The organism is Pedobacter roseus, assembly GCF_014395225.1.
GTDB lineage: Bacteria > Bacteroidota > Bacteroidia > Sphingobacteriales > Sphingobacteriaceae > Pedobacter > Pedobacter roseus.
Window position 1 is genome coordinate 2484931 of sequence record NZ_CP060723.1, and the last position, 24258, is coordinate 2509188.

22 protein-coding genes are annotated in these 24258 nt (G+C 39.9%); 11 read left to right on the forward strand and 11 right to left on the reverse strand.

Annotation, left to right across the window (positions count from 1 at the left end; translation table 11 throughout):
* The first annotated feature begins 4 nt into the window (after positions 1-4).
* The 6 genes from H9L23_RS10340 (at position 5) to H9L23_RS10365 (ending at position 6757) form a co-directional block, all read left to right on the forward strand.
* Positions 5-1432 carry a sialate O-acetylesterase gene (locus tag H9L23_RS10340; protein ID WP_187594882.1) on the forward strand — a complete coding sequence of 476 codons (1428 nt, stop codon included), beginning with the start codon at positions 5-7 and terminating at the stop codon, positions 1430-1432.
* 314 nt (positions 1433-1746) lie between these two features.
* A complete protein-coding gene (locus tag H9L23_RS10345; protein ID WP_246474907.1) occupies positions 1747-3942 on the forward strand; it encodes a DUF5703 domain-containing protein in 2196 nt (731 codons plus the stop codon).
* Positions 3943-4187: 245 nt separating this feature from the next.
* Positions 4188-4976 carry an SDR family oxidoreductase gene (locus H9L23_RS10350; protein ID WP_187594883.1) on the forward strand — a complete coding sequence of 263 codons (789 nt, stop codon included), beginning with the start codon at positions 4188-4190 and terminating at the stop codon, positions 4974-4976.
* 105 nt (positions 4977-5081) lie between these two features.
* Positions 5082-6098 carry a zinc-binding alcohol dehydrogenase family protein gene (locus H9L23_RS10355; protein WP_187594884.1) on the forward strand — a complete coding sequence of 339 codons (1017 nt, stop codon included), beginning with the start codon at positions 5082-5084 and terminating at the stop codon, positions 6096-6098.
* Positions 6099-6299: 201 nt separating this feature from the next.
* On the forward strand, positions 6300-6494 hold the full coding sequence (locus H9L23_RS10360) for a transcriptional regulator (RefSeq protein WP_187594885.1): 195 nt from the start codon (positions 6300-6302) through the stop codon (positions 6492-6494).
* A complete protein-coding gene (locus tag H9L23_RS10365) occupies positions 6482-6757 on the forward strand; it encodes a hypothetical protein (protein ID WP_187594886.1) in 276 nt (91 codons plus the stop codon). The genes H9L23_RS10360 and H9L23_RS10365 overlap by 13 nt, the downstream gene beginning before the upstream one ends.
* 122 nt (positions 6758-6879) lie before the next feature.
* On the opposite strand, the gene araA is transcribed toward H9L23_RS10365, so the two are convergent.
* From araA to H9L23_RS10390, 5 genes are all read right to left on the reverse strand, one after another.
* Entirely contained in the window at positions 6880-8370 is a 1491-nt protein-coding gene (gene araA, locus H9L23_RS10370) for an L-arabinose isomerase (protein WP_187594887.1), read from the reverse strand.
* Between the two features lie 294 nt (positions 8371-8664).
* Positions 8665-9366: an L-ribulose-5-phosphate 4-epimerase gene (locus H9L23_RS10375; protein ID WP_187594888.1), complete on the reverse strand. Its 702-nt coding sequence runs from the start codon at positions 9364-9366 to the stop codon at positions 8665-8667.
* Complete coding sequence (locus tag H9L23_RS10380) at positions 9363-11063, reverse strand: ribulokinase (protein ID WP_187594889.1); 1701 nt, start codon at positions 11061-11063, stop codon at positions 9363-9365. The genes H9L23_RS10375 and H9L23_RS10380 overlap by 4 nt, the downstream gene beginning before the upstream one ends.
* Before the next feature lie 114 nt (positions 11064-11177).
* Positions 11178-11570, reverse strand: coding sequence for a cupin domain-containing protein (locus tag H9L23_RS10385; RefSeq protein WP_187594890.1), 393 nt, complete (start codon positions 11568-11570; stop codon positions 11178-11180).
* 366 nt (positions 11571-11936) lie between these two features.
* Positions 11937-12806 carry an alpha/beta hydrolase gene (locus tag H9L23_RS10390; protein ID WP_246474908.1) on the reverse strand — a complete coding sequence of 290 codons (870 nt, stop codon included), beginning with the start codon at positions 12804-12806 and terminating at the stop codon, positions 11937-11939.
* Between the two features lie 221 nt (positions 12807-13027).
* On the opposite strand from H9L23_RS10390, the gene H9L23_RS10395 reads away from it, so the two are divergent.
* Together H9L23_RS10395 and H9L23_RS10400 are read left to right on the forward strand one after the other, a co-directional pair.
* Complete coding sequence (locus H9L23_RS10395; RefSeq protein WP_187594891.1) at positions 13028-13912, forward strand: pepsin/retropepsin-like aspartic protease family protein; 885 nt, start codon at positions 13028-13030, stop codon at positions 13910-13912.
* Positions 13913-13947: 35 nt separating this feature from the next.
* Positions 13948-14382 (forward strand): GNAT family N-acetyltransferase, encoded by a 435-nt coding sequence (locus H9L23_RS10400; protein WP_187594892.1) that lies wholly within the window; start codon positions 13948-13950, stop codon positions 14380-14382.
* A 71-nt stretch (positions 14383-14453) separates the two neighbouring features.
* Here H9L23_RS10400 and H9L23_RS10405 read toward each other — a convergent pair whose 3' ends face one another.
* Positions 14454-15206 carry an SDR family NAD(P)-dependent oxidoreductase gene (locus H9L23_RS10405; RefSeq protein WP_187594893.1) on the reverse strand — a complete coding sequence of 251 codons (753 nt, stop codon included), beginning with the start codon at positions 15204-15206 and terminating at the stop codon, positions 14454-14456.
* 195 nt (positions 15207-15401) lie between these two features.
* On the opposite strand from H9L23_RS10405, the gene H9L23_RS10410 reads away from it, so the two are divergent.
* The 3 genes from H9L23_RS10410 to H9L23_RS10420 all read left to right on the forward strand — a co-directional run bounded on the left by H9L23_RS10410 (position 15402) and on the right by H9L23_RS10420 (position 17778).
* Entirely contained in the window at positions 15402-16265 is an 864-nt protein-coding gene (locus H9L23_RS10410; protein ID WP_187594894.1) for a helix-turn-helix domain-containing protein, read from the forward strand.
* 68 nt (positions 16266-16333) lie between these two features.
* Positions 16334-17152, forward strand: coding sequence for an inositol monophosphatase family protein (locus H9L23_RS10415; RefSeq protein ID WP_187594895.1), 819 nt, complete (start codon positions 16334-16336; stop codon positions 17150-17152).
* On the forward strand, positions 17149-17778 hold the full coding sequence (locus tag H9L23_RS10420) for an NAD(P)-dependent oxidoreductase (RefSeq protein ID WP_187594896.1): 630 nt from the start codon (positions 17149-17151) through the stop codon (positions 17776-17778). The genes H9L23_RS10415 and H9L23_RS10420 overlap by 4 nt, the downstream gene beginning before the upstream one ends.
* Before the next feature lie 148 nt (positions 17779-17926).
* On the opposite strand, the gene H9L23_RS10425 is transcribed toward H9L23_RS10420, so the two are convergent.
* The 5 genes from H9L23_RS10425 to H9L23_RS10445 all read right to left on the reverse strand — a co-directional run bounded on the left by H9L23_RS10425 (position 17927) and on the right by H9L23_RS10445 (position 23179).
* On the reverse strand, positions 17927-18850 hold the full coding sequence (locus tag H9L23_RS10425) for a helix-turn-helix domain-containing protein (protein ID WP_187595462.1): 924 nt from the start codon (positions 18848-18850) through the stop codon (positions 17927-17929).
* A 17-nt stretch (positions 18851-18867) separates the two neighbouring features.
* Complete coding sequence (locus H9L23_RS10430; RefSeq protein WP_187594897.1) at positions 18868-19794, reverse strand: NAD(P)H-binding protein; 927 nt, start codon at positions 19792-19794, stop codon at positions 18868-18870.
* On the reverse strand, positions 19791-20690 hold the full coding sequence (locus tag H9L23_RS10435; RefSeq protein WP_187594898.1) for an SDR family oxidoreductase: 900 nt from the start codon (positions 20688-20690) through the stop codon (positions 19791-19793). The genes H9L23_RS10430 and H9L23_RS10435 overlap by 4 nt, the downstream gene beginning before the upstream one ends.
* A gap of 172 nt (positions 20691-20862) precedes the next feature.
* Complete coding sequence (locus tag H9L23_RS10440; protein ID WP_187594899.1) at positions 20863-21555, reverse strand: cytidylyltransferase domain-containing protein; 693 nt, start codon at positions 21553-21555, stop codon at positions 20863-20865.
* Between the two features lie 904 nt (positions 21556-22459).
* A complete protein-coding gene (locus H9L23_RS10445) occupies positions 22460-23179 on the reverse strand; it encodes a hypothetical protein (protein WP_187594900.1) in 720 nt (239 codons plus the stop codon).
* Positions 23180-24258 lie beyond the last annotated feature (1079 nt).

Sequence of the window (24258 nt, forward strand, 5' to 3'; positions counted from 1 at the left end):
ACTAATGAAATTAAAACTCATCATATTCTTAAATCTCGCATGTTGCCTTGTTGCATCAGCCACCGTTAAACCTGCATCGATTTTTACCGATCACATGGTGTTACAGCAACAAAGCAATGTTGCAATATGGGGCTGGGCCAAACCTTCTACCAAAGTAAAAATCAACACCTCCTGGAACAAACAGAACTACACGATTACTTCTGATCGGAATGGTAAATGGAAGATAAAAGTTGCTACTCCGTCAGCTGGTGGCCCATACAATATTGAATTAAACGATGGTGAAAAACTTGTCCTGACCGACATTTTAATTGGCGAAGTTTGGTTTTGTGGTGGCCAGTCGAACATGGAAATGCCCATGAAAGGCTTTAAAAGTCAGCCGATAATTGGCTCCAACGAAGCAATTTTAAAATCTACTAATAAAAATATCAGACTTTATACTGTTCCGCGTTCCTCCATCACCGAACGACAAGAAAACAGCAAACCTTCAAAATGGAAATTAGCTGCGCCTGAAACCGTTTCCAATTTCAGTGCCACTGCCTATTATTTTGGCTCTCTATTAAGCGAAATGTTAAATGTTCCTATCGGGATCATCAACGATAGTTATGGAGGTTCTACCATTGAGGCCTGGATGTCGCCAGAGGATTTAAAAGCATTCCCTGAGATTAAAATCCCTTCAAAAACCGACACCATAAAAGAAGTAAGCAGAACACCCACAACTTTATATAACGGTATGCTTTATCCGGTAATCGGTTATGGCATCAAAGGCGCCATCTGGTATCAGGGCGAATCGAATTACGAACGTCCAGACCGCTACGAAGATTTATTCCCTGCAATGGTTGCATCCTGGAGAAAAAACTGGGATAATGGTGATTTTCCTTTCTATTATGCTCAAATCGCGCCCTACAACTATACCCAATTGCCACCTTATCATATTGGCGGGAAATTTAACTCGGCCTTTTTAAGAGATGCGCAACGTAAATCCCAAACTAAAATTCCAAATTCGGGGATGGCAGTTTTAATGGATATTGGCGAGGAAAAATCAATCCATCCCGCAAATAAAAAACAGGGTGGAATACGTTTAGCTTACCTGGCCTTGGCCCAAACTTACGGCATAAAAGGTTTTGGTGCATTAAGTCCAAACTATGACTCTTTCACGGTTGATAAAAATAAAGCGGTCATCAAGTTTCAAAATGCAGCAAATGGTCTAACTTCGTTTGGCAAAGATTTGGCCTTATTTGAAGTAGCAGGAGCAGACCATAAATTTTACCCCGCAAAAGCAACCATAACCGGAAGTAGCATCACCGTTTCAGCAGAGCAGGTTAAGGTACCGGTAGCTGTTCGTTATGCCTTTAAAGATTTTGTAACCGGCGATTTATTTGGGAACGATGGTTTACCTGTTTCCTCATTCCGCACTGATGATTGGGATAACTAATGATGATTTTAACCACAAAGACACAAAGCAATCTAAGTATTTTATTTAGGAACTTAAACGTTCTTATCTGTCTTATATGGTCAAAATTTTTGAACCGTGCCTCAGGTGTGCTTAGGTGCCTTAGATGGTCAAATAACATACACCAAAAAAGAATAACCACAAAGACACAAAGCGCACTAAGTATTTTATTTAAGAACTTAAATGTTCTTAAATTCCTTAAATGGTCAAAAAACCTTCAACTTTTCTTTGTGCTCTTCGTGTCTTCGTGGTCTATACAATCAAATGCCTTTTCACAAGAAAAATCCCCACCTAATGTGGTTTGGAATACCCAAAGTATTAATTCTTCAGAGTCGATGCCTGTAGGTGGTGGCGATATCGGCCTTAATCTCTGGGTAGAAAATGGTAATGTTTACCTCTACCTATCCAAAAGTGGTACCTTCGACGAGAATAATACTTTACTCAAATTAGGTCGTGTAAAACTCAAATTATCCCCGAACCCTTTCCAGGGAAAAACATTCAGGCAAGAACTGATTTTAAAAGATGGTTATGCTCAAATTTCAGGCGAAAACGGTAAATTAAATACTAAAATTAGTGTTTGGGCGGATGTTTTCAATCCTGTTATTCATTTAGACATTAAATCCAGTCAAAACATCACAACCGAAGCCAGTTATGAAAGCTGGCGCTTTGAAGACCGCATCACTAAAGGCAAAGAGAACAACCAAAATTCGTATAAATGGGCGCCTAAGGGTATTGTAAAAACCTTTGAAGATGAAATTGCATTTAAAAACAATACCGTTCAGTTTTTCCATCAAAATAAACCCGAAACGGTATTCGATATTACAGTAAAACAGCAAGGTCTTGATGACAGGAAAACCGAATTGTTCAATCCTTTAAAAAATCTGATTTTTGGCGGTAAAATACAAGGTGATAATTTGATTCAGGCGAGGAATTATGAAGGTGTTTATTTAAGTACACCTTTTAAAGCCTGGGTTTTGAAAAGTAAAAAGCCTTCAAATGCTACCAGTATTACCATTACATTAAATACTGGTACAGAAACCTCTGCAAAGCAATGGGAGCAAAGCTTAAATGTTATAAACAACAAAAATAGCCAGAAAGCAAGTATAAAATGGTGGAACGATTACTGGAAAAGAAGTTTCATTTATATTAATTCAAAAGATGAATCTGCTAATCAATCGGCTAAAAATTATCAGCTGTTCAGGTACATGTTGGGTTGCAATGCATTTGGCAAATATCCTACAAAATTCAACGGCGGTCTATTCACCTTCGATCCACAGCTTACAGATACCGCATTAAATTACACACCTGATTTCAGGAACTGGGGAGGCGGAACACATACCGCCCAAAACCAGCGTTTGGTTTATTGGCCGATGTTAAAAAGCGGCGATTTTGAAATGATGAAGGCCCAGTTCGATTTCTACCTGAATTTGTTAAAAAATGCTGAAATCAGAACGGAGTCTGCATGGGGACATAAGGGTGCCGGTTTTACAGAGCAATTAGAAAATTTCGGATTACCAAACCCTGCCGAATATGGCTGGAAACGACCTGCCGACTTTAACAAAGGTATGGAATACAATGCTTGGTTAGAGTATGAGTGGGATACTGTTTTAGAGTTCTGTATGATGATTTTGGAAACAGGAAGATATAATGGCAATCACATCGAAAAATATCTTCCATTGATTGAAAGTTCTTTAACATTTTTCAAAGAACACTATACCTATTTAGCCAAACAACGCGGGGCAAAAGCTTTAGATGCCGATGGACATTTGGTTTTGTACCCGGGCTCTGGTGCCGAAACCTATAAAATGGCCTACAACTCCACATCAACCATTGCAGCTTTAAAAACCGTTTTGGAAAGACTTCTGGAGCAGCCTAATTTATCTGAAAAACAAAAGACAGAATGGAGCGCAATGCTAAAAATCATTCCATCAATTAGTTTTAGGGTATTCGACGGCCACACAACAATTGCTCCGGCAAAGTTATGGGAGCGGATCAACAATACCGAAAGTCCGCAGTTGTATCCGGTATATCCCTGGGGAATTTACGGCATGGGAAAACCCGGTTTGGATACCGCTATCAATACTTTTAAATATGATACGGATGTATTGAAATTCCGCAGTTATGTAGGCTGGAAACAGGATAATATTTTTGCAGCAAGATTAGGTTTAACTGAAGACGCTGCAAAATTAACCACAGCAAAGTTAAAAGACTCTGGAAGGAGGTTTCCTGCATTCTGGGGACCAGGCTTTGATTGGGTGCCAGACCATAATTGGGGCGGCTCAGGCATGATCGGTTTACAGGAGATGCTGATGCAGGTAGATGGTAAAAAAATTTACCTTTTCCCTGCATGGCCTAAAGATTGGGATGTGCATTTTAAACTTCATGCGCCTTACCAAACCACTGTTGAAGGACAATTAAAGAACGGAAAATTAGTAGATTTACAAGTATTACCAGCATCAAGGAAAGCAGATATAAAAATAATGATAGAATGAGTGAGTTTTGAATGATTGAGTGATAATTTACCTTCAATCATTCGATCAATCTCTCATTCACTAATTAAAAATAATGATAGAATGAGTGAATTTTGAATGATTGAGTGACGATTTACCTTCAATCATTCGATCAATCCCTCATTCACTAATTAAAAATAATGATAGAATGAGTGAGTTTTGAATGATTGAGTGACGATTTACCTTCACTCATTCGATCAATCTCTCATTCACTAATTAAAAAAACTATGGATTTACAGTTAAAAGAAAAAGTTATTATCATCACTGGTGCTGCAAAAGGCATTGGCAGGAGCATTGCAGAAGTATTTGCTAAAGAAGATGCGATTGCTGTTATTGTTGGCAGAAAAGCAGAAGATAACCAGAAAGTAGTGGATGAAATTATTGCTCAGGGCAAACAAGCAGAACAGTTTGTTGCAGAACTTTCCAATCCGGATGATTGCGGAAAGGTAATTAAAGAAATCGTTGCTAAATTTGGACGAATTGATGGTTTAGTAAACAATGCAGGGGTTAATGATGGGGTAGGTTTAGAAAGTGGAAATTACCAGGATTTCATGGCTTCTTTGCATAAAAACGTGGTGCATTATTATCTAATGGCACACCATGCATTGCCAGAACTGATTAAAAGCAAGGGTGCTATTGTAAACATTACTTCAAAAACAGCAGAAACCGGACAAGGAAATACCTCAGCTTATGCTGCAGCAAATGGTGGTAGAAATGCTTTAACCCGCGAGTGGGCTGTAGAACTGCTAAAATATGGGATCCGTGTAAATGCAGTGGTTGTTGCCGAATGCTGGACACCTGCTTACGAAACCTGGATAGAGACTTTAGACAATGCGGAAGAAAAACTAAAGGAAATTACTTCAAAAATTCCATTGGAAAACAGAATGACAACTGCAGAAGAAATCGCAAACATGACCGCTTTTTTAATGTCAAACAAATCGAGTCATACCACCGGACAAATTATCCATGTTGATGGTGGTTATGTACATTTAGATAGAGCTTTAGCGAACGCTTAGAAAATTAATTATTGAATGATAAATTGAGTGAATGATAGAATGATTTTAAAATCGCTACCAACATTCAATAATTCATTCATTCAAAATTCAATCATTAAAATAAGAATGAAAACCCTTACCTGTACTACGCCCGGAACTTTTGAATATTCTGAAACAGAAAAACCTGAATTAAAAAAAGATCACGCCATTATAAAAATTAAACGGATCGGCATCTGTGGAACCGATTTACATGCTTTTGAAGGTACTCAACCCTTTTTTAATTATCCCCGTGTGTTAGGGCACGAGCTTTCTGGTGAACTGGTTGAGGTTGATGGAGTTGAAGGTTTTAAAATAGGAGAGGCTGTAACTTTTATTCCATATTTCAATTGTGGCGAGTGCATTGCCTGCCGGATGAATAAACCAAACTGTTGCGTAAAAATGCAGGTTTGCGGTGTACACGTTGATGGCGGGATGCGCGAATACCTACAGGTTCCATCAAGAACGCTTTTACATGGCGAAGGGCTTAGTTACGATGAACTTGCCTTAGTAGAACCTTTGGCCATTGGGGCACATGGGGTTAGAAGGGCAGCTGTTCAGCCCGGAGAATTTGTACTCGTTATTGGCGCCGGACCAATTGGTTTAGGCACCATGGAGTTTGCCCGGATTGCTGGAGCCAACGTAATCGCACTAGATATTAATGACGACCGTTTGGCATTCTGTAAAGATAAATTGAAAGTGCCCTATATGGTTAACGCGCTTTCAGCTGATGTGGTTCAGCAACTGAGTGATATTACAAATGGAGATATGCCTACGGTTGTAATTGATGCTACGGGCAATCAGAAAGCAATTAATAATGCCATCAACTATATGGCCCATGGTGCAAGGTTTGTTTTAATTGGATTACAAAAAGGCGATTTAATCTTTAACCATCCGGAGTTTCATAAAAGAGAATCGACCTTAATGAGCAGCAGAAATGCCACAATAGAAGATTTTGAACATGTAATCAAATCAATGAAAGCCGGTCTGGTTAATCCAACCAATTACATCACCCATAAAGTTAAATTTGAAGAGGTGAAAGATGAGTTTGAAAGTTGGCTTGATCCAAAAAACGGGGTGATAAAAGCAATGGTGAGTATAGTGTAATCGTCATTGCAGAGCCAATCTTTCATTGGATGAAGCAATTTCTATAGCAGGGTTTCTAAACAGGAAAAATTGCTTTCCAGAAAAGTAGAAAAAGGCTGTCATTCCTACTCCCGATTCTCTAGAATCACGATTTTATCATTTAAATAATATAGCTATAAAATACTTATATTTGTAATCATTAGCTTAAATAATAAATCTGTTATGAAAATAGGCGATAAAGTTTCAATTTCTCCACAAGTAACCGATAGGACTGACTGGATTGATGGGGTTATAATAGAAATAGAAAAAAATCCATTTGCAGGTGTTGTTATCACTGCCAAATCGGATGATGGTGAAGTTTTTTTTGAGAAAGAAGATCTTTTTAGATTTTTAGGTGAGGAAGCATGTACGCATTAAGCTTTGATATGACCATATCTGATTTAAAAAAAGAATATGGTGAAAAATATCATAGTGCCTATGCTGAAATAAAAAGTCATTTGAATAATAGCGGCTTTTATTGGATTCAGGGAAGTACATATGTTACAGAAGGAAATTTAACCGCAGTTTATAAAGCCATTCATATTCTATCAAATATTGATTGGTTCAGGAAGTCTGTAAGAGATATCAGGGCATTTAAAGTAGAGGATTTTTCTGATTTTACTTCTATTGTTAAAGGATAATTTAATTATTCTATTGGTTAGTCTCTCACCGACCAATAAACAAATTTCATTATCAGGAGCAAAAAAAAGCCGATAATCCTAAAATTACCGGCCTGAACATTGAGCGTTAATTAACCAAAAAACTATTTATAAAAAACCTCATTCCAATGCAATTCATTTCTGAATTGATTGATTTTAGTATCTGCACCGATATTTACATATTCTAAGCCAGCAATATTGGCAAAATCCAATAAATGTTCGGTAGTTAAATTCTGACTGTAAGCAGTGTGGTGAGCACCACCAGCGTAAATCCAGGCTGCACAACCTGTTTTCATATCAGGCAATGGTTTCCAAAGTACACGGGCTACAGGTAAATTTGGTAAATCATGTTCCGCCTCTACAGCTTTTACTTCGTTCACTAACAGACGGAAGCGATTACCCATATCAATTAAAGATGCATTTAAAGCATCTCCACCACCTACGTTAAAAACCAAACGCGCAGGATCTGCTTTGCCACCAATACCCAAAGGATGAACCTCTAAACTGGCTTTGCCACTTGCCAAAGAAGCATCAACTTCAAGCATGTGCGAGCCCAATACCATTGAATTTGCCGGATCGAAATGGTAGGTATAATCCTCCATAAATGCATTTCCACCCGCTAAACCAGCACCCATTACTTTACAGGCACGTACCAAAGCAGCGGTTTTCCAGTCACCTTCACCAGCGAAACCGTAACCATCGGCCATTAAACGTTGTGCTGCAATTCCCGGCAACTGAATCATGCCATGCAGATCTTCAAAAGTATCAGAGAAACCTTTGAAACCTCCGTCTTCCAGGAATTTCCTTAAACCCAGCTCAATTTTAGCGGCCTCGTAAACAGACGAATGTCTGGCACCACCAACTTTTAAGTCGGCAGCTATTTCGTAAGTCGCTTCGTATTCTTTTAATAACGCTTGAATAGATTCCTCATTTATTTCATTAATTACCGCTACTAAATCACCTATGCCATAAGTATTTACCGCGAAACCAAATTTCATTTCAGCTTCTACTTTATCACCATCGGTTACTGCAACATACCGCATATTATCGCCAAAACGGGCAAATTTAGCACCTTGCCAATCATGCCATCCGGCAGCAGCCCTGCACCAGGTATCAATCTGTTTTGCAACTTCTTCATCTTGCCAATGCCCAACCACTACTTTACGGTCTTTACGCATACGGCTAACCATAAAACCAAACTCGCGGTCGCCGTGAGCACTTTGGTTCAGGTTCATAAAATCCATATCAATGGTATTCCAGGGAATATCGCGGTTAAATTGCGTATGTAAATGTAATAGAGGTTTTTGTAGCACATTTAATCCCCTAATCCACATTTTAGCCGGAGAGAAAGTGTGCATCCAAGTAATAACACCAATACAATTTTCATCAATATTGGCCTGCTGTAAAGTTTCGAAAATCTCTTCCGTGGTTTTTACAATCGGTTTGTAAACCACCGAAACAGAGATATTTCCGTTTTGGTTTAAAGAATCAGCAACTTGCTGAGCGTGGTCTGCCACTTGTTTTAAGGTCTCTTCACCATACAGATGTTGCGTACCGGTAATAAACCAAACTTGTAATTTTTTTAAATCAATCATTACTATTTATGTTGTTTTTAATTTATAATCTGTTTTCAAACCTCGCAGGTTTTAAAAACCTGCGAGGTTTATTAAATCCAATTTTATTCCTTTTTTGAAAAGCAGGTTACTATTTTTCATCTGTTTAGCTTACTTAGGAAAACCTTACAATGTTAAACCCGACAGCAGCGGCAGCTCCCGATTCTTCATCGGGACTATAGCAAATGGCGGGACTTTCGTTCCCTAAGCACCACTGCAATTGCTTTCCAAAACTATTATACAACTCCATCTCTGCATCCAAGACTAAAGACTAAACTAGCGCTGTCCATAATAAGCGCCATCACCATGCTTCCTTTCAAAATGTTTTTTAATTAACGAATCTTTCAGTTTCGGAGCCTGTGCATTAATCTGTTCAGTTAACAAAGCCATTTGTGCAACAGTTTCTAAAACAGCACTGTTATAAACCGCTTTTTCGGCCGTTTTGCCCCAGGTAAAAGGAGCGTGGTTACCCACCAAAATCATTTCGACTTCTTTATGGCTTAACCCCAGGCTTTCAAAGTGATTCATAATCTGAAAACCTGTTTCGTATTCATAATTTCCTTTGATCATTTCATCATCCATTGGTGGTGCACAGGGAATATCAACCGTTAAATGGTCGGCATGTGTAGTACCAAAAATAGGAATGGCCCTTTGTGCCTGGGCCCAGGCTGTACCATAAGTAGAATGGGTATGCACAATCCCACCGATATCTTCCCAATGTTTATATAAAACGGCGTGGGTTTTGGTATCTGAAGATGGCCGTAAACTGCCTTCAACAGTATTTCCATCAAAATCAACGATGACCATATCATTTGGAGATAAATCCTCATAAGGAACACCACTCGGCTTAATGGCAAATACGCCTTTAGCACGATCTGCAGCGCTCACATTACCGAAAGTAAATAATACCAAACCCAATTTGGGTAATTGCATATTAGCCCTGTAAGCCTGCTCTTTTATATCCTGATAGTTGCTCATGATAAATAGGGTTTTACATCTTTTTTATTGTATTTCTCCAGGTATCGGCCTAATCCCAGATACTGCTGATAATGAAGACGGTAAAGTTTTTGTTTTTTGACATTAGGTTTGTATTCCTTTTCGAAACCGGTTCCCATGGCAGCCATTGCCTCCTCGATGTTAGGATAGATACCAGCCGCAACCGCAGCAAACATGGCCGCACCTAAGGCACAGGTATGCTCAAAACGGTGAATCCTGATTGGCATTTCCAATACGTCGGCCATCATTTGCATGATGTATGATGATTTTTTGGCTACACCACCGATACCTATAATGCCTTTTACCGGAACGCCCTGCTCTTTAAAGCGATCTACAATGGCTTTGGCACCAAAACAGGTTGCCGCAGCTAATGCACGGAAAAACCTTGGCGCATCAGTTCCTAACCCCAATCCAGTTATTGCACCTTTTAGCTCCTGGTTGGCGTCTGGTGTTCTTCTGCCGTTTAACCAGTCTATAGCAAGCTCAGCATAATCGCCTTCTTCTAAAGCTTCGGCCTGTTTACTCAGGTTTGCAATAATTTTACCTTCTAATTCATCTTTTAAAGCAATGGCTGTTGCCTCATCAATTAAATTAGATTCAGTTAGTAAATGATTTAAAGGCCAGCTGATTAAATTTTTAAACCAGGCATACACATCGCCAAATGCCGACTGTCCGGCCTCTAATCCGGCCATACCCGGAATTACCGATCCGTTTACCTGCCCGCAGATACCACTAATCAGTTTGCCATGCAGGTCCTGGTTTGGAGCAACCAAAATATCGCAGGTACTGGTACCCATTACTTTACTCAGGTAATAAGGTTCAATCTGGCCGCCAACAGCGCCCATGTGTGCATCAAATGCGCCTACACCCACCACTACATCGGTACTTAAACCTAATTTCGAGGCCCATTCTTCGCTTAACGTTCCCGCAGCGACATCAGAAGTATCCGTATCTACAAAGAGTTTATCCCTAAAACCAGCTAAAAGCGGATCAAGGCTGCTAAAGAAATCTTCAGGAGGAAGGCCGTTGAACTCTTCGGCCCAAAGTGCCTTATGTCCGGCGGCACAGCGGCTACGTTTCATTTCTTTTATATCGTTTCCACCACAAAGTAAAAACGGGATCCAGTCGCAATGTTCTACCCATGATGCTGCGCCATTTTTAATGGCTGAATCGACTCTTAAAGTGCGTAACAATTTAGACCAGAACCATTCTGACGAATAAATTCCGCCCACATATTTGAGGTAATTTACCGGAAACTTTTTGGCATGTTCATTAATTTCTGCTGCTTCTTTAACTGCCGTGTGGTCTTTCCAAAGTACAAACATGGCATTTGGATTTTCTTCAAAACCTGGTGTTAATGCCAAAGGTGTACCTGCTGCATCAACTGCAACCGGACTAGATCCGGTGGTATCTATCGAAATCCCTTTCACTAAATGCGCAATTTCAGCTCCTCCGGCCTTAGCCAGGCAATCTTTTATGGTGTGGGTTAAACCCTCAATATAATCCAGGGGGTGCTGCCTGAACTGATTTACAGCCGGCTTGCAGTACAGGCCTTTTTGCCATCGTGGGTAAAGGAAAACGGAAGCTGAAATCTCTTTCCCGTTAGCGGTATCAACTAAAACGGACCGGACAGAATCCGTCCCGTAATCTACACCAATTACATAGTTTGCTGTGCTCATAACAATAAATAATCGTCTAATTAACGTTTATTTATTTGAAATAAAAAATTTAAGTGATTTTTTAAATTACAGCAAATAAAAACGGCTATCTGAATGGGTCAGATAGCCGTTTATTTAATTGCCGTTATAAGCTTGATCACTTACAGGTTCCAGCCAATCTACAATACCTTTATCAGTGTTGATGTTGATCGCAATATGCACCATCGGAGCATCAGGTGATGCACCGTGCCAGTGTTTAACGCCGGGAAGAATATTGATTACGCCGCCTGTAGCCACTTTTTGAATTGATTTGCCTTCTTCCTGATAATAGCAGGTTCCTTCTTTTATAATCAATATCTGGTTGGAAGGGTGGGTATGCCAATTGTTCCGGCAGCCGGCTTCAAAAGCTACATCACTTACATTACAATTGGTAACGGCATCAGCAATAACCAAGGCTTTTACAAAAGCATTACCGGTAAAATATGCTGAAGGTGCAGGCTTAAAGCCTTCTTTTTCTAAATTTTCCATTTTGTTATTTTTTATATTTATGTTCCTGAGCGCTGGTATAAGTTAAATTGAAACCTAATTGTTATGATTGCTACAATATACTTTACATCTTTACCAGATCTAATATTTTAAAGCATAATTTGAAGCCATATTATATAAATAGAAATTTGAAGATATAAATTGTTGGCTTAGTTATACGGATTACCGCTTATCCTACCATTATTACAGATTTTAAAGAATATGTAATTTGTTTAAGCAAAAAATGAGGAGTCGATTTTTATTTGAAGAGGGAGGCAGTACCTGTAATGAATTGGATCAGGTATTATTTGCTGAAGAGCCGGAAGATATCCATTTAGAACTGAATATATAAGGTTAAGTCCGGAATCATTATTTTGCAGCTGCTGGATACAAAAAGCGGAACGAATTGGACACCGCCTGATGCAGGATGGTGCCATGGTTTTCTAAAGGCAAGTAATCGAAATATACCTTTACATTCTTCGCTTTAGCTTCTTTTATTTTTTCTGCTAAAAGGTTTGCATCTACTTCCATAACCCTTGGTATGGCTGTTGGCGTTAATCCTTCTTTGCCTACTGCAATGTAAACCTGTGTTGGTTGATTGGCTAAATTTGCTTTTTCATTTAACAGCGATCCATTGTCCCACCACAAGCTTGGGCTAATGATGATGTAATTGTTAAATAATGAAGGTTTTTTTAACAGGATTTCTGTGAGCAATAACCCACCCAGCGATTGCCCGATGATGGTTTTGGCTCCATTTGTTTTATATTTTTGCTGAATATAAGGCTGAAGTTCATTACCGATAAAAGCGATGAATCGATCTGAATGACCAGTTGTGGGGTATTTTTTCTGATCGCTTTCGATTTTGGTAGGAAAGGTAAAATCTCTTTTGCGGTCGACCGTTGCAATGCCCACAACAATTGATTTCGGAACCTGATTTACCCATTCGAAACTATTAAACTGAACAAGCCCTGCAATATGGATAAAATCTTCGTCGGCTGAACCATCAAGCAGGTAAATTACAGGATATTTGGTACTGTCGTTTGGATTATAACCTTCAGGAAGGTATATGTTCAGGATCCTTTTCTCCGCCAGTTCTTTTGACTGGATTTCATCTATCACGCCAAGCACAAAAGGTTTGCTGTTACTGGCACCTTTTTGTTTTTTGGTTTGTCCAAAAGCCATTAGCTGGCAAAAAACGAATAATGCAACGATAAATATTTTATAGGTATGTGCTTTCATTAAATAGTGATTTTAGGTAGAAACAATGCTCATTGATCAGATCTGGCGAAAATTAGTGATTTCTTCGGATCTATTGGTTCAATATGGCTAAAAACATGTTATGGAAGCTAAATTTTCATTCCGTTTAAAGAATAATTATACTGAAAACTGTCATCCTTTATTGGAAAGTTATAATTTAGTGCCCATCTAACATTATAAAATTATTCATCTAATTACGCAACATGAAAGCCGCTACAATTTGTTTTTTAATCTTATTTCCACTTTTTGGTTTTTCTCAGTCTGTCAGCAAAAACGAAATCCCCTTCCAACTTTTACCCTCAGGGCATCTCCTGGTAAAGGCGAAGATAGATGACGTACAGGGTAACTTTATTTTTGATACAGGCACAGGCGTTACTGCATTTACCAAGAAGTTTTTTGATCAGCTTAAACATGCTAAAAAAGAGGATGGAGGCTATACCGCTTTCAGGGCAACCGGTGAGCGGTTGGATATAGACCTTTATCATGTTCCAAATTTCGAAATGGGGACGTTTAAAAAGGCCGAAGAGGAAGTAAGCTTTATTGATGCAGATTTTGGTGGCATTGATGGCATTATATCCCTTAAACTTTTAGAAGGCAGACCTTTTACGATTGATTTTGAGAAAAAGGTATTGAGACTTGAATCACCAGCATCGCTGGCCATCATAAAAAAGACAGCGAAGAAGTTAAGCATTCAACTGGAACAATCGCGGGAAAAATCGCTTACTATTTTTTCTTATTTTAAAATAAACGACAAGCTGACTTTACAGCTCTCACTTGACGCTGGTGCAGGGAAAGACGTTTACAGGCTTAACACGAAATATCTTAAGGCTTTGGATATAGATGTATCAGATACTACGCAGGTAAAGAAAATCCAAAAAAAGAGCGAAATAAATGAAACATTTGCTTCTACTATCTACGTTACAAAATTAAAAAGTATAACAGCCAGTGATCAGCCAACTGTGTTGGTGAAAGATAATCCTGTACAATTTGTAGAGGGGCTTATTTATGATGGCATTATCTGGATCAACTGGCTGGGAAAAAGAATAACTTTCGATCTTGAGGATAAGGCATTATTTGTTGAACGTTGACCCAATTATTGACAGAAGCACATTAAATTACAGCTATGACCGAGGAATTAAATTATACCATTGAGGTTTGTCAAAAGGAAAACCTAAGGAAGATTATCGACGGGATAGACGAGTATAATTTTAACAGGGTACCTGCACTTGCTAAAGTTTGGACACCACTTGAGTTTGTGGCCAAAGATAAAGCGGGTATTGAGATTGGAGGGATATTAGGAGGAGTTGGGTGTTGGAATGGCTTAGAAATCAATCTTCTTTGGGTTAAAGAGGACTATAGGAGAAAAGGACTTGGTTCACATCTACTAAAATATATAGAAAAAATTGCCTTAAATAGTGGGGCGACAATTTCTATGCTGGACACTTTCGACTTTCAGGCTGAAGGATTTTATCTGAAAAATGGATATGAAGTGATTGGAGAAATAACGGATTTTCCTAAAGGGCATAAACGTATATATTTTGCGAAAAGATTTGAATAATGGATCACCGGAAAAGAGAAAGCGCCAAAATTACTTTTAACGCTTTCTTGCGAATGATATATTAAAACCTTCTACACCGCCGTATATCCACCATCTGAGATGATGTAACTTCCTGTGGTGAAAGATGATTTATCAGAACTTAAAAAAGTAACAAGGTCTGCAATCTCTTGTGCAGTTCCCAATCTTTTTATAGGGTTTTTGGCAGCAATGGCATCCTGAGCTTTTTTATCCAGGTTGTCAGAAAGCAATGGAGTTTGAATATAACCTGGGCCAACGGCATTACACCTGATATTTTTCTGTGCATATTCCGCAGCTATATTTTTAGTAAGTCCAACTACTGCATGTTTTGAAGCGGTGTAAGCAGGACTGTTCGGTGCAGCCACCTGGCCATGGATAGATGCAATATTGATGATCGATCCGCCACCGTTTTTCTCCATCTGCTCCAGTTCGTATCTGCAGGCATAAAATACACCGTTCAGGTTTAAAGCAATTACGCGATCCCACTCTTCGGGTTCATATTCGCCGGTTGGTTTGGCAGGACCACCCATCCCCGCATTATTACAGGCAATATCCAGTCGGCCATATTGCGCAACTACTTTTTCTACTATGGTTTTATTGTCGGCAGCTTTTGATGAGTCGGCAATAATGGCAAAAGCATCGCCACCAGCATCTTTGATCATTTTAACAGTTTCTTCGGCATGTGCGCCATTGATATCGGCAACCGCTACTTTAGCGCCTTCCTTTGCATAAGTGATCGCAATGGCACGTCCGATTCCTGAACCAGCTCCCGAAACAACGGCAACTTTATTTTCTAATATAGACATGATTATAATTTTTAACTAATTATTCAACGTGTACCATAATAGAATGTTTGTCAGCTAAAAGTGATTTAACAAGATGTAGTTAATTGTCAATTTGGGTAACAGAGCAGAATTTGCAATAGATCATTGCAATAAAATAATGCTATTGTTCTTAAATTTGGCAAATTGCAAATTCAATAATCATCAATTCATAAACAGATGGCTGTTAAGCGTCGGAAAGAAATAATCGAAGAACACGAATTAACACCAAATGCAAGGGGTGGTGTGGCCATTATGAGTATTAATAGCGGCAACTCAGAAGAAGAACATGATGTGTATGCTCCTCACCGCGACAACCATTTTCTATTGATGTTTGCTACGTCAGGATCATTGCGCATTAATATCGATTTCGAAGAAAAACTGGTAACCGCTCCAGCAATCTTGTCTATATCTCCAGGGCAGGTTCACCACATTATCGAACATGCGGAACTAAAAGGCTGGTCTGTAAGTTTCGATCCAGCGTTAATGAACGAAGAACTACGCTATTTATATGAACAGTCGCTGCCCTGTCCTTTACCTGTTAATGAAGCAATTCTCTTTTGGCAAATTGAATCTTTAATGGTGCTGATTCATCAAACCCTCTTGCATCATGATGCCAGCAGGCTTGCCATCAGCACAAGCCACAACCTGTTATCGGCCTTATTGAATATTGTTGCCATTAATTCATCTGCAACCGGGCAATCTGGCAAAGAGAAACGTGGCCGCATCATCGAGCAAAATTTTAATCGCCTGCTGAGGGATCATTATAGAAACTGGAAACAGCCTTCGCAATATGCTGCAGAACTCGCTGTTTCTGTTAGTCACCTTAACGATACCGTAAAAAGTATTACAGGTAAACCCGTATCGCTGCATATCCAGCAAAGAAGTATTTTAGAATCAAAAAGGCTCCTTTATTTTAGTAATTTAAGCATTAAGGAGATAGGTTATGAAGCAGGATATGATGATCCTGTTTATTTTAGCAAGCTGTTTCGCAAAACCACTGGTTACACTCCATTGGCATTTCGCAATAAATTCCGCGATTAGACCAATCCTTACCGTTATAAAACCTACAATAACATTCTCCTGTACTTTTACTTTGCATAAAAAAAGATATGCAAAAAGAAATCGTAGTCCCCGTGATTATAGAAGCGGTAAGAAAAGCAGGTAACCTGTTTCTTCAGGACTATAAAAAGAATACCATACCCACAGATAAAACCGACCTTTTAAGGCAATTAAAAACCATAGATGAGCGTTGCCTTAAATTATTGGAAGATGAAATTAATCCATACTATCCTGAAATCCCTTTTTTAGGAGAAGAATTTGATTTTGAGGGACAGGCAAGCGCCATTAATACGGATGACTATTGGTTGTGTGATTTTATGGATGGTGCCATTCAATATCTTCAACACATCAATGGCTGGACGATCAATCTGGTTTTGATCCGCAATGGACAGCCTAACTTTTCAGTCATTTTTGATCCCATTGCCAACGAAATGTTTTGGGCCATGCCAGGTAAGGGTGCTTTTATGAATGGCAAAAGCATAAAACCAGGTACTAAAAAAGACAGCAGCATTATGGTCGCCGTATTTGAATATGGTCATCAGGAGAATGGCATCAAAGCGCTTAATGAGAAAACCGGTACAGCTGTAACGCGATTGTTAGATCATTTTGGAGTGGTGCGTAATTACGGACCACATGGATTGCAACTTGCTTACGTGGGAGCAGGGAGAATTGATGTTTTTTATCAGGAAGGGCAGGATGCCTATAATTGGCTGGCTGGAATGCTGATTGCGAAAGAAGCTGGCGCAGATGTATTAACTACTGATGGTAAACAATGGACCTGGGGCGACGACAGCCTATTAGTCACTTCACCCGGAACGGCAAATTTATTATTCGAAACCATTGCTGACCAACAAAACGATCCATCATGAATATAACAGTTATAGGTGCATCAGCAGGAATTGGATTGCTTGCTGTTGAAAAAGCATTAGAGAGCGGTCATGATGTTATTGCATTATCGAGAAATACAGACGCTTTACCTGATCATCCAAGGCTTAAAAAGATCAACGGTAGTTCCACATCCAAAGAAACCCTGCTTAAGGCAACGCAACATACTGATGCCATCGTAATTACCATTGGTACAAAACAGAAAAAGGGCACCACACTTTTCTCTGATACGGCTAATGCTTTGGTAGGAATAAGCGGGCACCTGCGAGCAGATATCCCCATACTTTGGGTATCGGGTTTTGGCGTTGGCAACAGTAAACCCTTTCTTAATTTTTTTATGAAAATGGTGATCTGCTTGTTCCTCAGAGATCAGTATGAAGATAAAACCAGGATGGAAAAAATCATGGAAGAAAGTAAATTGAAATGGGAGTTTATCAGGCCCGGAATCCTGACTGATGGCCCTGAAAGTGATTATGAAGTGATCACTTCGCTTTTCAAATCGATGAAAGTTGGTAAAATATCAAGAAAGGATGTAGCCGGATTACTGATCAAAGAAGCAGAACAACCCACCATGCTTTTTCATTATCCGGTACCTGTAAGCAGGAAATAGTGTAGCAAAATGGTTCGGGCATCTAAACAGAGATAAAACATTTGATACCCGAACCATTTACTGAAAAATTTATTCATCAAACTGATATTGGTAAGTCCACCGATTGAAAGAATTTCAGCACCTAAAGTGAAATATCCCGGAGTAAAAACTAATTAAAAGAATGACGGAACTCCAATGGCGAAAGATTGGTTTTGGTTTTAAACAGTTTACTAAAGGATTGAAGGTGCTCGAAACCCAACTCGTAGGCAATTTCACTCACCGATAAATTCGTGGTAGAGAGTTTTTCTTTCGCCAGTTCGATCAGTTTATTGTGGAGGTGCTGCTGGGTATTTTGTCCGGTTAGCGATTTGAGCAAGCCACTGAGGTAACCTGGAGAAATATTCAGGTTTTCGGCAATATAACTCACGCTGGGCAGGCCTTTTTCGGCAAGCATACCGCTATCAAAATAACCTGCAAGCAAATCTTCCAGTTTGGTTAATATTTCGTGGTTGATCATTTTACGGGTAATGAACTGGCGCTGGTAATACCTTTCTGAATAGGTGAGCAGCAGTTCTAACTGGGCAATAATCACACTCTGACTAAACAGGTCGATATTAGCGTGATATTCTTGTTCGATATTCCCTGCAATAGCGCTCAGCATTGTTTCTTCCTTATCGGATAGGTAGAGTGCCTCATATACCGAATAATTGAAAAATTCGTATTGTTTTATGGTTTTCGCCAGCGGAGTATTCCATAAAAAATCGGGATGGATCAATATCATCCAACCTTCGGGAGGGTGGCGCGCTACACCTTTTTCAATTTCCATCCCGAATACCTGGCCTGGCGACATAAAGAACAGTACACCTTCATCAAAATCACTGGCCTGCTGCCCATATTTAAATTTGGCATTCTTCACCCTTTTCATCGAGATGGAATAAAAATCGTAAATCAGACTGAACGAGCCTTCGTCTAATGGTCTGGTTAGCTCATCCATGTGCACCAGGCTAATTAACGGGTGTGCGGGTTTAGGCAATCCTGCAGCGCGGTGATATTCGGTAATGCTACTGAAACGGTAAAGCGGATTATTGTTCATGGCCATGCTAAAGTTCGTTATTTTTTATGATAAGCTTCGGCAAACTCTTTTGCAAAATCAGCGAGTTTTACTTTACCCATTTTTGGATGGTTTCGATGGAAGTTCTCCAGGGTTTTACCACTGTGCATGGCGGCCTGCATTTCTACTAAAGTTTCGGCCAGTTTTTCTGGTAATTTGGCCATCTTTAAGCCTTGTAACATTTCCTTGTCAGATAGCAATATCCATTTTAACCAAGGTTTTCCTATGGCAGTACCAATAATTTTTGCAGCTTCATTACAGGTCATTTCTTCGCTACCCACATAACGGATGGTTTTCCCTTCGGGCAATAATAACACTTCTTCTGCAACAGCCGCCGCAATATCCTTTGGCGATACAAAAACAATCCGGTCATCTCCGCCATAATTCCCCATTAAAAGTCCTGTTTTTCCGCTAAGCAAAGTCCCAAGGCCCGAATAACGCAAGGTCAGGAATTTTCCGGTCAAACCTTTTCCTTTAATCAAATCCATCGATTGGTAAAAATTGGTATAAAAGGCTCCCGGTCGCATGATGGTAATGGAAGCTTCCAGACCATCAAACAGGTATTCTACATTTTCAGCCTTAACCAGGTCTGCCGCCCAACCACTTAGTAACACTACTCGTTTGGTATTGGCTTCTTTAAGGGCCTGCTTATAATTTAAAGCCATGCGGTGCATATAATCGCCCAGGTCTGGCTCCGTAAAACTGAGCGGAATCATGGTATAAACAGCATCTGCACCTTTAAAAGTGCTGGATAAAAAGGCAACATCGGCAATTGAACCAATAGCAGCTGTAGCGCCTAAGCTTTCAATATCGGCCTGTTTTTTCGCATCACTGCTCACCACGGTTACCGCATGGCCCCGGGCAATTAACATTTCAGTTAAAGGCTTGCTGATGTTCCCTAAGGAACCGGTTACAACTATTTTCATGGTTTATTTTGAGTATAAATGCCGTTTTCAATATCAGTAAGTAAAGTAGCCTGCGCTGGTTGCCACTTTAGTTGCTCTTGTGTCCATTTGCTTGATGCCGGACAGTCGATTGCAGCCATTTGAGAGAACCAGCCAAAATGTTCTGCAGCTGCTTCTGGAGTGATTGATACCACCGGAATATTAAGTTGTTTACCTATGGCCCCGGCTATCGCTTTAACGGTAATGGCTTCCTCAGCAGCCGCATGAAAGCAAGTGCCTGCGGTGATGTTTTCTAAAGCCAAACGGTATAAACGTGCGGCATCCAAACGGTGTACCGCATTCCATCGGTTAAGTCCATCCCCAATATAAGCTGAAATGCCTTTTTCTCTGGCGATGTTAACCAATATGGGGATAAATCCATGTTTATCGTCTTCGCCATGTACCGATGGCGATAAGCGGATGGCTGCTGTACGCACGCCCAGCTTTGCTACCGAATCGGCAGCCTGTTCCGAAGCCCTTGGCCATGCCGGATTATAAGGGGAGCGGGTATCTTCGGTGGCCAGTTTACCCGGACTCACCAGGGCCGTACCAGAAGTAACTATCAGGGGGCGGTTAGCGCTGGCCAGTACTTCACCAATGGTTGCTATAGCGGTTTGATCGACCTTGCAAACTTCCGCAAAGCGGGTAAAATCGTGGATAAAACCCGCATGGATCACGCCATCTGCAGCTGCCGCTCCACTGCGCAAACTGTCCAGATCTTCCAGGTCACCACGGTGAACTTCCGCACCAGCATCGATCAGTTTTTGAGCCGAAGTTTCCGAGCGGGCCAATCCCAATACCTGATGGCCGTTGTTAATTAATTCCTGCACAATGGCAGTACCTACGAAGCCTGTGGCTCCTGTAACAAATACGCGCATAATTGATTTTCTTTTGTTAATACAAATATCAATAGCTTTAAGCAACAGGATTTATCCAAATCTGCGTTTGATTTAGCCGAAACCATTATTAACCTGATTATACCGAAAAGCCCCACATTGCTGCGAGGCTTTCATAACCATTTGGTTTAAAATAATTTTAAATCAACCTTATCTACCTGAATACACGCGGAAAGCGGTTGCGATGCTCGCTGATGAAAACTGCAAGCTGATGGTTCTCTTCTGAATCAACCGCTAAATTTTCGATTTCATCAATCCCGCATGAATACGGCTTTTTACCCACCTTACGGTTACCATTGGCCAGGAATGCAGTTCGGTTAAAAATATGCAATATGCCATCCTCCACAAAAGTATTAGGTCGGTCTTCACGTATAAAATCGGTATCACTGTCGTAATACCTGCGGTTCAGCGTCCTTATCGAAAATACAGAATCGTACCTAGGGTCTTCAGCATTAACCACGTACTCATCATACATCTGAATGGCCCGCTCGATTGTTTCCAGTTTCAGAAAAGGGAAAATTGGACCAAGCTGCAGAAAATGCTCACCTTCTGCATGTTTAAGTAATTCGGTAGTCAACCTGTCCGAAGTTAGTTCCAATTCTACTTCCTGGGGTTCGGCACGGTAAACGTCGATTACTTTTGTTTTGTTTGAGCGCGAATAATAGCTTTTTAGCATGTTTGAATCGGTATTAATGATGATTTTATCAATTTTACCAATTGCTTCGAGTTTCTCGATCATGATCTGATAAAGTGGTTTACTCGAAATGTATTCAAAATGTCTGTTAGGAAAATAAAATCCAGCTTCTTCAGGGATGGAAAGGAGTGCTGTTAATGAATAATTGCTCATCGTTAATATTTTGTGGGTTTATAGGCCTAATGTACGAATCGGACATTAATAAGCTCTATCATTTTTTTATTCTGTAGTATTTCAAATTTAATCACCGCTTCAAAAAATCTTCCGTGTTCATGCCGTGGTTAATCATTAAGATGTTCAAAAGTTTTTCCGTGTTCATCCGTGTTTCCGTGGCTAACCATTAGTTGATCATTTGGAGCGCAAGGCTATTGCTGGTCGGTACCGGTAGTCCCGCTTTACTTCCTGCCCCGATGAAAAATCGGGGGCATCCATCCAATCGGGGCTATGAACAAGGGTTTGTGGAATGGGAAGCAATCATCGTTTCAAAAAAATATTCCGTGTTCATCCGTGTTTCCGTGGCTAACCATAAAGATGTTTGATCATTTGGAGCGCAAGGCTACAGCTGGTCGGTTCCGATAGTCCCGCTTTACTTCCTGCCCCGATGAAAAATCGGGTGCATCCATCCAATCGGGGCTAAGGACATGAGGTTGTGGCATGGAAAGCAATCACCGCTTCAAAAAAATCTTCCGTGTTCATCCGTGTTTCCGTGGCTAACCATTAGTTGATCATTTGGAGCACAGTTGCTGTGCCCGTAGGTTTATAAATTTGATTTGATATCATAAAAAGGATGATATATAGTTACGACCTAAAAATGCATAAGCATGAATTAAAATTGTACATGCATGTACTAAAAATGTACATGCATTAATTAGATATTTATATGTCTTAATTAAAAATAAACATGCACTAATTAAAATTGTACAGACATAAATTAAAAATGTACATGCTTTAATTAAAAATGTACATTGACTAATTAAATTAAAGGGTTGTTCAATATAAAAAAAGAGCCTACTCACAACTGAATAGGCTCCACTTCAAAAACAGGGGGGATGAATACTTACGATTTTGCGCTTGTTCTTGTAAAAGTTAAGCCCATAAGGTGTTTATATTGAGGGTGGCTTTTATCTAGCGCTGCTTTGATGTAATTTTTTACTCCGGATACAATATCGATCAAACCATTTGGCTGACCGTAAAAAATTTCAAAGCGTTTTTTCCTTACCTCATCAACAGGCGTTTTGGCAAGCGCTACAGCGGTAATGTTATGCTCCATACTTTCAAGCAAGGTTTGGAAAGCAGCAATACCAATCTCTTTTTCTGCAGGTTTATAAACAGGGCTGGCAGCCAAAACATCAATGTACTGCTTAAAATTTTCTATCTTGTTATCATAAGATGTGGATGACTGGTGAGCACTTGTAGTACCATCATCATTTATTTTTCGATTTTTAGAAACCCCTCTTAACCGATCTGCAATTGTTTTGGCAGTTTGTAATTCTGCTGCATTTTTTGTTGCAGCCTTTAAATAATTAAAGCTTTTGGTAATTAAGCTGCCAAGTGGTTTAAAAATAAGTTCCTGCTCATCAACCGCTTTTGCATATACCGGCAAAACCTTACTCACCGCACGCGATGCAGCATCTGCATCTTTTGATAATTGCTCCAATGCTTTAATTTCATAAGCAGGTTGGGGCGGTTTGTAGGTGTTTCCCAATGTTTTTAAACGGATAACTAAATCTTTTAAATTGGCCGCATTTTTTGCATAGCCGCCTTCCGAGCTTGCCATAAGCTTTTCAAATTAGGTAAAACAATAAATTAACTCGGGATGTTTATGCTTGGGATAAAGCTTAGGTAATAATACGAAATATTTTGGAAAAGAAGAATTTAGAAAAAAATAATTTCAGGGGTTTAAGATAACGGTAAGATATCGTTTTAACTGTGAAATGTTTTATGACTGGTGGAAAGACAATATATTGAGCGTAAGTTTCACACGCGGCACACGTACGCCAGCGAAGGCGAAAAATAATTTAACCACAGATAAAAAGGATGAACACAGATATAAAAATCCGTGTTTATCTGTGTACATCCGTGGTTAAAAACCTTAACTTAATTACATTGCGCGTGCGCCAGCGATGGAGTTTGTAGCATGGAAAGTAGTCACCGTTTAAAAAATCTTCCGTGTTCATCCGTGCATCCGTGGCTGATTATTAAGATGTTTGATCATTTGGAGCGCAGTTGCTGTGCTGCATGGTACTGGTAGTCCCGCTTTACTTCCTGCCCCGATGAAAAATCGGGGGCATCCATCCAATCGGGGCTATGAACAAGGGTTTATGGCATGGAACGCAATTATCGTTTCAAAAATTTTTCCGAGTTCATCCGTGCATCTGTGGCTGATTATTAAGATGAGTTGATCATTTGGAGCGCAGTTGCTGTGCCAGTCGGTACCTATAGTCCCGCTTTACTTCCTGCCCCGATGAAAAATCGGGGGCATCCATCCAATCGGGGCTATGAACAAGGGTTTGTGGCATGGAAAGCAATCATCGTTTAAAAAATCTTTTGTGTTCATCCGTGCATCCGTGGCTAATGGGTGCCAGGCAAAGGTTTACTGCCATGAAAAACCAAACATTGTTAAATAAACCTGATAGAGCAGGTTAGCCCGGAGCCCGATTTAAGCACCGTTTATGTTGTCTTTTATTGAGTGCTTGCTTGTTGCACAGGTTTCATCGGGGGAGGACTAACAGCGATAGCAGGACTGCCGCCCCCAAAGAAATACTGACATTCGTTTTCAAAAAAATAATACGCTAATCATACCTTTTTACAAATCTCAGGCTGCCTATCCCTTTCGTATATTTGGCCACACATTCC